This is a genomic window from Curtobacterium sp. PhB137 (assembly GCF_003814955.1).
GTDB lineage: Bacteria > Actinomycetota > Actinomycetes > Actinomycetales > Microbacteriaceae > Curtobacterium.
Map to the genome: position 1 here is coordinate 45,872 of NZ_RKQO01000007.1, position 12,413 is coordinate 58,284.

Annotated in this window: 13 protein-coding genes; 2 read left to right on the top strand and 11 right to left on the bottom strand. The window is 69.8% G+C overall.

The features are described from left to right. Nucleotides 1-11: 11 nt before the first annotated feature. From EDF28_RS12275 to EDF28_RS12295, 5 genes are all read right to left on the bottom strand, one after another. Entirely contained in the window at nt 12-539 is a 528-nt protein-coding gene (locus EDF28_RS12275) for a hypothetical protein (protein WP_123938504.1), read from the bottom strand. Nucleotides 540-550: 11 nt separating this feature from the next. Further along, nucleotides 551-1,204, bottom strand: a complete 654-nt coding sequence (locus EDF28_RS12280; RefSeq protein WP_123938505.1) for a signal peptidase I — start codon at nt 1,202-1,204, stop codon at nt 551-553. After that, entirely contained in the window at nt 1,201-2,085 is an 885-nt protein-coding gene (locus EDF28_RS12285; RefSeq protein WP_123938506.1) for a hypothetical protein, read from the bottom strand. The genes EDF28_RS12280 and EDF28_RS12285 overlap by 4 nt, the downstream gene beginning before the upstream one ends. Further along, entirely contained in the window at nt 2,082-2,678 is a 597-nt protein-coding gene (locus tag EDF28_RS12290) for a TasA family protein (RefSeq protein ID WP_123938507.1), read from the bottom strand. Before EDF28_RS12290 ends, EDF28_RS12285 begins: the two co-directional genes overlap by 4 nt. Nucleotides 2,679-2,829: 151 nt before the next feature. Next, a complete protein-coding gene (locus tag EDF28_RS12295) occupies nt 2,830-3,384 on the bottom strand; it encodes an alternate-type signal peptide domain-containing protein (protein ID WP_123291956.1) in 555 nt (184 codons plus the stop codon). Between the two features lie 356 nt (nt 3,385-3,740). Here EDF28_RS12295 and pnuC point away from each other — a divergent pair, with 356 nt between their 5' ends. Together pnuC and EDF28_RS12305 are read left to right on the top strand one after the other, a co-directional pair. Then, nucleotides 3,741-4,406, top strand: coding sequence for a nicotinamide riboside transporter PnuC (pnuC, locus tag EDF28_RS12300; RefSeq protein ID WP_123938508.1), 666 nt, complete (start codon nt 3,741-3,743; stop codon nt 4,404-4,406). A 127-nt stretch (nt 4,407-4,533) separates the two neighbouring features. Continuing rightward, a complete protein-coding gene (locus EDF28_RS12305) occupies nt 4,534-5,244 on the top strand; it encodes a hypothetical protein (RefSeq protein WP_123938509.1) in 711 nt (236 codons plus the stop codon). Here the strand turns inward: EDF28_RS12305 and EDF28_RS12310 are convergent. The 6 genes from EDF28_RS12310 to EDF28_RS12335 form a co-directional block, all read right to left on the bottom strand. Further along, nucleotides 5,241-6,464 carry an ABC transporter permease gene (locus tag EDF28_RS12310; protein ID WP_123938510.1) on the bottom strand — a complete coding sequence of 408 codons (1,224 nt, stop codon included), beginning with the start codon at nt 6,462-6,464 and terminating at the stop codon, nt 5,241-5,243. The genes EDF28_RS12305 and EDF28_RS12310 overlap by 4 nt on opposite strands. Continuing rightward, nucleotides 6,461-7,387, bottom strand: coding sequence for an ABC transporter ATP-binding protein (locus EDF28_RS12315; protein WP_123338726.1), 927 nt, complete (start codon nt 7,385-7,387; stop codon nt 6,461-6,463). The genes EDF28_RS12310 and EDF28_RS12315 overlap by 4 nt, the downstream gene beginning before the upstream one ends. A 145-nt stretch (nt 7,388-7,532) precedes the next feature. Further along, a complete protein-coding gene (locus tag EDF28_RS12320; RefSeq protein ID WP_123938758.1) occupies nt 7,533-9,194 on the bottom strand; it encodes a glycoside hydrolase family 13 protein in 1,662 nt (553 codons plus the stop codon). A gap of 68 nt (nt 9,195-9,262) precedes the next feature. Further along, the gene (locus EDF28_RS12325) at nt 9,263-10,168 is read right to left on the bottom strand and encodes a carbohydrate ABC transporter permease (RefSeq protein WP_123291961.1); all 906 of its coding nucleotides are present in this window, start codon (nt 10,166-10,168) and stop codon (nt 9,263-9,265) included. After that, complete coding sequence (locus EDF28_RS12330) at nt 10,168-11,115, bottom strand: carbohydrate ABC transporter permease (protein ID WP_123291962.1); 948 nt, start codon at nt 11,113-11,115, stop codon at nt 10,168-10,170. Before EDF28_RS12330 ends, EDF28_RS12325 begins: the two co-directional genes overlap by 1 nt. A gap of 11 nt (nt 11,116-11,126) precedes the next feature. Then, nucleotides 11,127-12,389: an ABC transporter substrate-binding protein gene (locus tag EDF28_RS12335; protein WP_243698072.1), complete on the bottom strand. Its 1,263-nt coding sequence runs from the start codon at nt 12,387-12,389 to the stop codon at nt 11,127-11,129. Nucleotides 12,390-12,413: the final 24 nt, after the last annotated feature.

The following is a 12,413-nucleotide window of genomic DNA, read 5'->3' on the forward strand; positions in this document are numbered from 1 at the left end:
ACGATAGCGGGTCAGTCGGTCGCACCCCGGGGCGGTTCGACGAGCAACCCGACGCGATCGGCCAGGTAGTCGGCGAGCGGGACGGCGGAGCCCGCGGCCGGTGACCAGCGGACGAGCGGCACGTCGTCCTCGACGAAGAGCACACCGGTCGAGTCGACGAGCGTTCCGTCCAACGCGATCGCCGTGGTGCCGTGGTTGACGGTGTCGCCGGCCGCGAAGTGTCCCTTCGCCGCAGCAGCGCGGTAGGCCCGACGGACCTCGGCCGAGACCGACTGGAACTGTGCCCGGCCCGGGTCGGTGACCCGGGTGATCGCCCCGGTGGCCCAGACCCGGCCGCCCGATTCGAGCGACGAGCCGATCAGCAGTGCACCAACGCGCCACACGCGACCGAGGGGCCGCATGGTCGCTTCGCGGCGGATGCCGAGCACCGCCTTCGGCTGCGCGTACTCGCCGAGCGCCTCGTCCGGCACCCCGGCGGCACGGAGCCGTCGTGCGGCGTCGTCCAGCAGTTCCCTCGCTCGCTGCACTCCGTCGGTCACGTCCACCGAGCCTAGACCGGGGCCTGCCCCGAGCGCCGGTGCGATGCCCTGCGGCGCCCGTGACCGGCCGTCGCACGTCGCCCGCGCCCGGACGCCCCACGTCGACGGCGCGCGGCCGTGACCGTGCCGATGGTGATCATCACGCCGCCGTACGCCAACAGGACGCCGGCGACGGTCGGGATGAGCCAGCTCCGCGAGCCGTTGACGAGCTGGTTGACGACACCGATCTCGGGGATGCTGTACCAGACGACTCCCCGGATCTGTGCGGCGGTGACGGGGTGCGGGTCGGCCTTCGCGTTGTTGTCGCCCTTGAGGACGAACGTGCGCGCCCCGTTCGACGACGAGGACACCGAGGTCACGCGGTGGCTGATGACGGCCGGCTGGCCGGAGACGATCTGGTAGGTGACGACGTCGCCCACCTCGATGTCGTCGACGGCGGTCGGGCGGACGACGAGCAGGGTGCCCGGGGGCAGCGTCGGCTCCATCGACTGGGTCAGGACCGTCAGCGGCATCGACCCGGTGGCCTTGGGGACGACGATGAGCACGACGGCGAGGGCTGCGACCAGCAGGAGCAGTCCGGTGCTGAGACCGAGGACGACGGCGTGCACGACCGCACGCCCACCGGAGCGCTCTGCACGTTCGGGACGAGCCGCCGCGCGGGTCATGCGCCGCACCGGATCGCCGCGCCGTTGTTCTGCGTGAAGAGCGTGACCGGGCCGCTGCCGGCGACGGTCGAGGTCGGGTTGCCGGCGCTGTCGAGGACCTTGACCGTGACGGTGAGCGTGCCGGAGGTACCCGCGCTCGCCGGGATGTCGCTCGGGGCGATGGTGATGAACGCCGAGTAGTCCTGGGCCTTCTGTCCGACCGGCGTGGTCCCGACGTAGGCGGCGTACCAGGTCTCCTTGGGGCGGCCTGCGGCGTCCCAGGTGACGTCGACGTAGTTGCCGCTGTGGTCGTTGCAGGTCAGCGCTGCTTCCGCTGCGGAGGTGTTCAAGTAGAAGCCGCCCTGCACGACGCCCGACGTCCAACTGCCGCTCGCCACGGTGAGGTTCACGTTCACGTTGGCCGTGGCGGATGCCGGCGCCGAGGACTTGGGCGTGCTGCGGGTGCACCAGATGGCCGAGGCGCCGGCGGCGAGCTTGGACGTCATGCTCGGCAGTGACGCCCAGGTGCCGGTGACCGAGCCGCTGCCGACCGCGGTGTTCGTCGTGCACGCCGCGGTCGTGGCGACGGGCCAAGCGACGACGGTGACCGCCTGCGCGAGCGCCGTCGAGCTGCCGGAGACGACGGACACGGTGGTCGTCGCGGTACCGGCGATGGAGCCCGAGTTGGTGAGCGTGATCGGCTTCGTGACCGACGTCACCGTGGACGAGAAGGTGGTGGTCAGCGCGCTCGTGCCGGCGATCGAGGCGGAGACCTTGCCGATCGTGACGCTCGAGGCCGTGGTGCTGGACGCACTCCACAGTGCCCAGGCGGCGCTCGACCCACCGCCGACGAACACGGCGGTGAGCAGCACGGCGACGACGAGCCGGAGACGGCGGTTCATGCGGAGACCTGCGTTCCGGTGACGGTGAGGGTGAAGTCGGTGACGGCGCCGGACACGCTCTGCGGCGCGTCGGCGTCGAGGACCAGCTCGACACAGCCGACGGTGCTCGCACCGGGCTGGAGCGTGAACGAACCGCTACCGGTGTCGAAGGCGGCGAGACGGCCGCTCGCGCCGGACAGCCCGGTGGTGCAGGCCGCAGCCGATGACACGTTGGTCAGACGGAGCGTCAGCTCGCCGAGGACGGCCGCCGACGACGCGTTCGTCGCGTAGGCGACGTTCGTGGACGTCGTGGCGACGCGCATCGAGAGCGGGATCGAGCCGGTGTTCTTCACGGCGAAGGTGCCGGTGACCCCGGTACCCGGTCCGAGGACGGTCGTGTTCATCGTCGACAGGGTGCCGACGGTGATCGTCGCGGTCGCGGACTTCACGGTGGTGGCCGCGGTGCTGGCGGTGCCGTTCCAGAGGGCGTAGGTCCCGCCGACGCCGAGGAGCGCCGTGGCGACGGCGACGACCAGGGCGAGCGCGACGGGCAGGATCCACCGGTGGCGTCGTGCCGCGCGGTGGCGGCCCGTCGTCCTCGGTGTCCCGGTCATGTGCGTCCCCTGGTGCTCGTGAGCCTCTGCTGGTGCGGGCCACAAGGGCCCAGACGGGCCACAAGGGCCCAGACGGGCCACAAGGGCCCAGCACGGGCCACGACCGGCGGATCAGGGGCCGGTCGTGGCCCGCGTCAGTGCGATCGGTGGATCAGGAACCGATCGCGGTCTGGGTGAGCGTGAAGGCCAGGGCGCCGACGTTGATCGACCCGTTCTGCCCGGTCGTCGCCGAGGACGGCAGCGTGATCGTGAAGACGACCTTGACGGTCGAGGTCGACGCCGACGGCGAGACGACGAAGGTGTTCGCGTTCGACGTGGACTGCACGACGGTGGCGCTCGAGGACGTCACGGCCAGGGTCTTCTGCGTCGCGGCGAGGAGTGCGGAGTCACCGGTGATCGACTGGCTGGCGTAGGTCAGGTTCGCCTTGAGGTCCTGGCCGGTCGCACCGATGTTCAGCGTCTGCGTGAACTGGAACGTGTTGCCCGGCACCATCAGGGCGGTGGTGGGGTTGATCGCGGTCGAGCGGCCGTTCGTGATGTCCGTCCAGGCGCCGTCGTTGTTCGCGCTGAGGGTCAGCGTGCCGGAGCTCACCGAGGACGCGGCGCTGGAGGCACTGGCGTTCCAGAGGGCGAAGGTGCCTGCTCCACCGAGGAGGAGGGCGATGCCGGCTGCGCCGGCGATGGCACCGGTGACGATCTTGTGCATGGTGGCGGGTCCGTTCTGTGCGTTCGGGGCGCACTGGATTCCACCGGCTCGTGATTCGGGTCGTCGTGCCGGTGGGACGGTGTCATCGACCTCGCGGGTGAGGGGTCGCGGCTGACCTTTGCCGAGAGCGGTCGCCGGGCTCCGGAGCGCAGATCTGCTGCTCGGGCGGGCTGGACTCGCTCTGGTGACGACGGTACTCGTCCCCCAAAGTGCGGACAAGTGGGAACATGCTTTCGCATGGACCCAAAACGGGGGTGATTTTTGTCCACCCTGTGGAGGACATGTTTGTACCCCGATCATCACCGGAATGCCGGACGTCCCCCGACCGTTGCACCGACCGGAAACGAGGAGGGCCCATGGACATCGTGCGCTGGCTGTTCGACGCGCAGATCGTCATCGGCGACCAGACGGTGCTCTGGCGCGAGGTGATCGGCAACGTCTTCGGGCTGCTCAGCGCGCTCGGCGGGATGCGCCGCAAGGTCTGGGCCTGGCCCGTCGGGCTGGTCGGCAACGCGCTCCTGTTCACCGTCTTCATGGGCGCACTGTTCGACACCCCGAACCCCGTCAACCTGCTCGGCCAGGCCGGCCGCCAGGTGATGTTCATCATCGTGAGCATCTACGGCTGGTACCGCTGGACCCACCGCCCCGACGACACGTCCACCGTGATCGAACCGCACTGGGCATCGTGGCGGACCCGGATCCTGCTGGTCGTCGGCATGGTCGGTGGGACCGCCCTGCTGACCCCGGTGTTCCGCGCCCTCGGGTCGTACGAGCCGGTGTGGAGTGACGCGTGGATCTTCGTCGGCTCGCTGCTCGCCACCTACGGCATGGCGAAGGGCTGGGTCGAGTTCTGGCTCATCTGGGTCGCGGTCGACCTGGTCGGTGTCCCGCTCCTGTTCTCGGCCGGGTACTACGCGTCGGGTCTCATGTACGTCTTCTACGGCGTCTTCACGCTGACCGGCTTCTTCGTCTGGGCGAAGCAGCGGGTGAAGCCGCCGGCGGCCCCCGTCACGGTCGGCTGACGAGTCGGCTGACGACCCGGCTGAACGGCCCGCCCACGCCGAGCCGGTCCACGCCGACCCGGCGTGGATGTGACGGCCCCCGGTCTGGGACGAGACAATGGGGTACCGCACACGATGGGATGGTCGGATGGAACCCCTGCACGGCGAACGCGTCGAGGACGATGAGTCCCTCGCCGAGCGCACCGTCCGCGGAGCGATCCGCGCCTACCGGCTGCACCCCTTCGACGCGGTCGACGCCTCGGTCGTGGCCGAGGTCGCGGGCATCCCGCTCGAGACCGTGGAGCGGTTGTTCCCCGCGTGGGAAGCGCTGCTGCTGGTGACGTACGACCGGTGGACGCAGCTGCGTGGCACCCGTCGGAAGACCCCGCCGGCGTGCACGATCGACCACGTCCGGCTGACCCTGGCCGAGGACGTCGCCGACCCGGGGCTCGTCCGCGTCCTCGCGGGCGTGATCACGGTCGCGAGTTCCGAGTCCGGCTTCGCCGAGCTGTTCCGCAAGCGCTTCGACGAGTACGTCGAGCAGCTCAGCAACGGTCTGCAGCGCGACTTCGACAACGGTGCCGAGGAATCGGCGATCCCGTCGTACCAGGCGGCCACGCAGCTGCTCGCGGTGTACGAGGGACTGCAGATCCAGATGCTCGTCCGGCCCCACATCGACGTCATGGTGGAGTTCGACCGGTCGGTCCGGACGCTCCGCCAGGGCTGGAAGCAGCACGAGTTGCCGTCGTGGGACCTCGACGCCGACGTCCCCGAGCGCGAGACGCCGCAGCGCCAGCGACCGGCGGAACACCAGCAGACTGCACGCGAAGCCGAGCGGGAACCCCAGAGCCGTCCCTAACGGGAGACCGACCGCCGCCGCCACGACACGATCTGGCGCAGCGTCACCTTCGACCCGTACTGCGCGACCGAGTGCCGGAACAGGTACTCGGCGAACCAGAGCAGCAGGCCGGCGGCGACGAACACCTCGACGATGCAGACCACCGACTCGGTGACGCTCAGCGAGCCGACGGCGTTCCGCACCATGGCGGTGACGGGAGTGAACGTCGGGAAGTACGTGAAGAACGCGGCGACGGGCGACGTCGGGGTGGTCATCACGAAGAACGCCGCGTAGAGCGGGATGATCAGGGCGAAGATCGCCGCCGACTGCAGTGCCGAGGCGTCCTTGATCGACGGCACCGCGGCACCGACAGCGACGAACAGCCCGGACGCCAGCAGCACGCCGCCGACGAGCAGCAGCGCGCCGACGAGCATCCGCCACGGGTCGATCGTCAGCCCGCCGAGCTGCGAGGCGACGAGTGGCAGGACGGCGAGCATCCCGACCAGCCCCGGGATGACGAACACCCCGACCTGCACGAACCCGACGAGCAGCATCGCGATCACCTTGCCGCGGATCAGGTCGCCGGCGGTGACGGCGGTCAGGATCATCTCGGAGATGCGGTTCTCCTTCTCCTCGACCACGACGGTCACCATGCGTGCCGCGAGCAGGATGACGAGTCCGAAGAAGGCGGCGACGTACAGGAACGGCGGAACGATCGACAGCCATCCCGGCGCGACGTGCCCGTCGGCGTAGGTCGTGACGTCGGTGGCCGGTGGGGAACGCAGGAGCTCGACGGTCTCGGGGGCGTCGACGGTCGCGGCGACGCTCTGCTCGAGCACCCGTTCGGCGAGCGACGAGTAGCCACCGTTCGCGAACAGGCCGCGGTCGGCGGCATCGACGGTGATCGGCGAGGTCGAGGGGGAGGACGGGAACGAGATGAAGGCGTCGAGGTCCCCGGAACGCACGGCGGCGCGGTCGGCGTCGGCGTCGGTGGACGGCGACCCGCCCCACTTCGCCGCGACGGACTCGGACACCAGCCCGGAGTGGTCGACGTAGCGGAACGGGGTCTTCGTGGCGGACGAGCCCGAGACGACCGAGTCGGTGCCGGCTGCCTGTCCGATGCCGACGAGCAGGGACACGATGACGATGACGACCGGCAGCGCGAGCGTGCCGATCCAGAACGCGGGCTTCTTGACCGCGCGGACGAACTCGAACCGGACGACGGTGCCGAGGCGGCTCACGCTGCTGCCCCCGCGGCGGCGAGCGCGTCGTGGCCGTAGACCTGCACGAAGATCTCGTCGAGCGGGATCCGACGCATCTCGAACGCGGTGACGCGGACACCGTCCGCCACGAGCGCCGCGAGGATGTCGGCACCGTCCGGTGCGGCGGCGGACGTCGGCACGAGGTAGGCGACGTGCCCCTCGTGCCGCGCGAGCTTGTACAGCGGCGAGCGGGGGACCGGTCCGTCGAGGCCGACCCGGGCGACGGCGCCGCCGAAGGCGTCCTGCACGTCGGGGATCGACCCGTAGGCGGCGGCGGTGCCGTCCTTGAGCAGCAGGATCCGGTCGCAGAGCCGCTCGACCTCGTCCATGTGGTGGGTCACGAGGATGACGGTCGCGCCGTCGGCCTTCCGTTCGTCGACCAGGTCGAGCAGCAGCCGTCGGTTCACGGGGTCGAGGCCCTTCGTCGGTTCGTCGAGGATGAGCAGCCGCGGCCGGTCCATGATCGTGATGCCGAGCTGCACCTTCTGCTGCTGCCCGCCGGAGAGCTTGTCGACGCGGAGCTTGGCGCGGTCGGCCAGACCAACGCGTGCCAGGTAGTCCATGCTCCAGGCCGTCGCCTCGGGACCTCGGAGCCCGCGGAGCCGTCCGAAGTAGGACATCACGTCGATGACGGATTCCTTGCGGTAGAGCCCGCGCTCTTCGGGCAGGTACCCGATGCCACCGGTGGCGGGCCGGTAGGGCTGGCCGTCGATGGTCAGGGTGCCCGCGGTCGGGGTGGTGATGCCGAGCAGGGCACGGATCGTCGTGGTCTTGCCGGAGCCGTTGCTGCCGAGCAGGCCGAACGTCTCGCCGGCGGCGACGTCGAACGACAGTCCGTCGACCACGTTCCGGTCCCCGAACCGCATGACGAAGTCCTGCACGCTGATCGTCGCCCCGCTCATGCGGCGACCCTACCGGCAGCGGCTGACGTCTCGGATGCCGGTCGCGGCCCGAGATGGTGACCCCACGGCGGACGGGAGGCCCGGTGCCTGCCTGCACCGTGCCTCCCGTCCGTCACCTGGTCGCGTCCACGACGCGCACCCTGCGTCAGGAACGCAACCAGGCCGTCCCCACGCCCGTGAGAGCACCGTCTGCCACCGGTGCCGAGGCGAGCAGCAGCTCGCCGGCGGGGAGTTCGTAGGGCTCGTCACCGAACACCGTCACGCTCGTCCAGCCGTTCGGGCGTCGGAACGCGAGCACGTCGTCGCGGCCGGTCTCGAGCCACTCCAGGTGCTCCTCGGACTGCAGCTGGCCGCGCAGCCCGAGGGCCTTCCGGTACAGGCTCAGGGTCGAGTCGGGGTCGGTGTCCTCGGCCTCGACGCTGGCGTCCGCGAACCACGCCGGCTGCGGCAGGTGCGCGGAGCCGGAGCCGAAGCCGAACGACGGGCCGGACCGGGTCCACGGGATCGGGACACGGCAGCCGTCGCGGCCGACGTCGACGCCCGGGTTCCGGAAGAACGCGGGGTCCTGGCGGTCGGCGTCGGGGATGTCGCCGACCTCGTGCAGACCGAGCTCCTCGCCCTGATACAGGTAGGCGGAGCCGGGCAGTGCGAGCTCGAGCAGGGTCGCGGCCTGCGCGCGGCGCAGCCCGAGCGAGCGGTCCAGCGCGTCCTGCGACCCACCGGCGAGCAGCCACTTGCCGCCCTGCTTGTCGGGGGAGCCGTTCCGCGCCGGCAGCGCGTAGCGGGTGGCGTGCCGGACGACGTCGTGGTTCGAGAACACCCACGTGGTCGACGAGCCGGACTGCTCGGCCAGACCGAGGTTGAACTCGATGATCTCCTTGAACGAACCGGCGTCGAAGTCGGCCTCGAGCAGGTCGAAGTTGAACGCCTGCCCCAGACCGTCGGCACTGGCGTACCGGGCGCGGCGATCGGCGGCGACCCAGGCCTCGGCGACCGCGGTGCGTGCCGGGGTGTACTCGTTGAACACGGTCCGCCACTCGGCGTAGATCTCGTGCACGTCGTCGCGGTCCCACAGCGGGTGCGAGCCGTCCTTCGGGATCTCGGCGAGCTCCGCCCAGGTCGGCAGGGCTCCGGACGGCAGGTCCTTCGCGAGCCCGTGGGCGACGTCGATGCGGAAGCCGTCGACGCCACGGTCCGACCAGAAGCGCAGGGTGTGCAGGAAGTCGTCGCGGACCTCGCGGTTCGCCCAGTTCAGGTCGGGCTGCTCCTTGGCGAAGGAGTGCAGGTACCACTGGCCGTCGCCGACCGCGGTCCACGCCGGGCCGCCGAAGATCGAGATCCAGTCGGCCGGAGCCTGTTCGCCGGACGGCCCGGTGCCGTCGCGGAAGACGTAGCGGTCGCGGGCGGGGGAGCCCTTCGGAGCGGCGAGCGCCTCGCGGAACCACTCGTGCCGGTCGCTCGTGTGGTTCGGCACCACGTCCACGATCACCCGGATGCCGGCGGCGTGCAGCGCCTCGACCATCCGGTCGAAGTCGTCGAGCGTGCCGAGCTTCGGGTCGACGTCGCGGTAGTCGTCGACGTCGTAGCCGCCGTCGGCGAGGGCGGACGGGTAGAACGGGCTGAGCCAGACGGCCTCGACACCGAGCGACGCCAGGTACGGCACGCGCTCGGTGATGCCGGGCAGGTCGCCGATGCCGTCGCCGTTCGCGTCCGCGAAGGAGCGCGGGTAGATCTGGTAGACGCTCGCCTGGCGCCACCAGGTCTCGTCGGTGGCAGTGGTGGCGGGCTGGGCGAGGGTGTCGGTCACGACGGGCCTTTCGTGGTTCGTGGCGGTGTCGGTCGGTTCGGTCGTACCGGCCGGGTCGGTCGTCTTGCTCACTTGATGGCGCCCTGGGTCACACCGGCCATCACCCATCGCTGCGTGACGAGGTAGACGATGATCGCCGGGGCCATCGCCATCAGGTACGAGGCGAACGACACGTTGTAGTTGTTGCTGAACTGGGTCTGGAACATCTGCTGCAGCACCGGCAGGGTCTGCAACGCCGGGTCCGAGGTGATCAGCGACGGCATCACGAAGTCGTTCCACGACGCCAGGAACGCGAAGATGCCGACGGTGGCGCTCATCGGTGCCAGCAGCGGGAACACGAGCCGCCAGAACACCTGGCCGGTGCTCGCGCCGTCGATGCGGGCGCTCTCCTCGAGCTCGGCCGGGATCGACCGCAGGAACGCGGTGAAGAGCAGCACGCTGAACGACAGCTGGAACATGACGTGCAGCAGCGCGACGCCGAACGGGTTGTCCAGGTGCGCGAGGCCGGTGAGCTTCACCTGCGACAGCGCGAGCACCGGGAACGGCAGGAACATGGCGGCGAGCAGGTAGAAGAACGACCAGCGGAACAGCCGACGGTCCCAGTTCCGGGCGATCGCGAACGCCGTGAACGATGCGAGCAGGATCGTGCCGACGACGGTGATCGCGGCGACGAGCACCGAGACGCCGAACGCCCGCGGGAAGTCGGTGAGCTCCCACGCCTGCACGAAGCCGTCGACGCTGAACGGTGCCGGCAGCGAGAACGCGTTGCCGTCGACGGCCTGGCCGGTCGTCTTGAACGCCATCGTCAGGGTGACGTAGAGCGGCACCAGGATCGAGAGCGCGCAGAGCACGAGGACGACGGTGACGGGCCAGTTGGCGTTGCCGCCGCGGCGGCCGGCGGTCCGGTCGGCGTCGACCGATCTGATGCTGCCCGTCTTCGTCGTCCCCGGACGGAGGGGTGTCTGGATGGTCATCAGAGCGCTGCCTTCCCGCGGGTCGCCCGCAGCTGGATCACGGCGATGACGACCGCGATGATGAAGAAGATCGTGGCGTTGGCCATCTGGTAGGCGTAGTCGCCGCCGTTGAAGCCCTTGAAGATCGACATCGCGACGCTCGTGGTCGAGGTGCCGGGGCCACCGTCGGTCAGGCCGACGATGATGTCGTACGAGTTCAGGAAGTTCTTGAACCCGATCACCAGGTTGATCAGGATGTAGCCGGCCGTCAGCGGTGCGGTGATCGAGATCAGCTGCCGCCACGCGCTCGCGCCGTCGAGGGCAGCTGCCTCGTAGACCTCGCCGGGGATGGACAGCACCCCGGCGATGTAGATGAGGAGCGTCGACGGGATCGCCTGCCACGCGGTGACGATCACGATGGCGACCCACGCCAGGTCGGGGTTCGCCAGGATGCTCTGCTCGAGCGGACCGAAGCCGATCGCACTGGCCAGGGCCGGCAGGCTGTTCGCGAACAGGAACGAGAACACGTACGCGATGACGATGCCCGAGATGACCATCGGCAGCACGAACACCGCGCGGAGGGCGATCTTGCCGCGGATCTTCGACGTCAGCGCGATGGCGAGCAGGAACGCGATCGCGTTGACGACGATCACGGTGACGAGTGAGAACCCGAGGGTGAACAGGTACGCCTGCAGGATCGCGGGGTCGGAGAACACCGCGACGTAGTTCGTGAGCCCGATGAAGCGGAACTCACCGAAGCCGACGGAGTTCGTGAAGCTGAGCACGATGCCCATCACAGCCGGCAGCGTGATGGCGAGCGTGAAGAGCAGCAGGGTGGGGAGCAGGAAGGCGAGGAAGAGCGGTTCGATCCGCTTCCGCTTGTGGGTGACGGACGGGAGGCCCGGGGCGGCTCCGCCACGTCGGCGGCGGTCCGCCGTCGTGATGGCTTCGGTGGTCGTGGTTGCCATGGGACGTCTCCTTACGCGGCCGTGCGGAGCGCGAGACGCGCCCAGTCGGCGTCGAGGGTGCGGAGCTGGCGCTGCGGGTCGCCGCCGAAGGCGATCGACTGCGCGTAGTTCGCGACCGGGATCTCGGCGGGGATGAGCTGCGACGCACCGAGGTAGAAGGCGGCGTCGTCGTAGTACGACTGCATGCCGGTCAGCGCCGGGTTCGACGCCGGGGGAGCGTCCTTGCGGACACCGAAGCCGTTGTTGTCGGCGTTGTACTTGTCGTTGACCTTCGACTGCATCAGGAACGTCAGGAACTCGCGGGCGGCCTCCTGCTTGCGGGACGCCTCCGGGATCCAGAGCGCCAGGTCGACGTTCACCCGCACCTTGTTGTCCGCGGCGTCGTCGGTGACGGGCAGCGGGAACGTGCCGAGGTCCATGTCCTTGTTCGTCTTGGCGATCTCGCCGAGCGCCCACGGCCCCTGCAGGTACATCGCGGCCTTGCCCTGTGCGAACGCGAGGTTGCCGTCGCCGTAGCCGCGGCTGGCGGCACCGTCCTGGTGCCATGCGCGCAGCTGGGTCATGCGTTCCATCGGCGTCCGGAGGTCCTTCTCGAACGACACCGACGAGTCCTTGCCGACGCTCGTGCCCTCGCGTCGCAGTGCGTCGAACGTCTTCGGGGTGTCGATCGCACCGCCGACCGTGTAGTCGAACATGCCCTGCGCGATCGTCCAGTTGTCCTTGAACGTCCCGTAGATCGGGGCGATGCCGGCCTGCTGCAGCCGCCCGCAGAGATCGGCGAACTCGCTCCACGTCGTCGGCACCTCGAGCCCCTGCTCGGCGAACAGTGCCTTGTTGTAGATCACCGAGGCGGCGGTCACCGAGTACGGCAGCGCGCTCTTGCGACCCGGGTAGTCGGCGGTCTGCTGCATGAGCGGCCACAGGTCCGGGTTGATCGTGTCGGCCTGCGACAGGTCGGAGAGGTCCGTCAGGGCTCCGTGCTCGACGAACGGGACGACCGAGAAGTTGTAGTTCCAGCAGCCGAGGTCCGGCGGCCGGTTCCGGACGAAGTTCGCGGACATGCTCGAGGTTGAGTCGCGGACGACCCGCACCTTCGACTGGCTGTCGTGGAACTGCGCGATGACGCCGTCGAAGTACCCGATGACCTCGGGCTTCGAGACGTAGAACGTGATGGTCTCCGGCTTGGCGCTCGAGGACCCGATCGGGGCGCACCCGGCGAGCGCGAGGCCCGCTCCGATGCCGCCGGCTCCGAGCAGGAACGAGCGTCGGCTCACCGATGCCGCCGTCCTGGTCGTGGC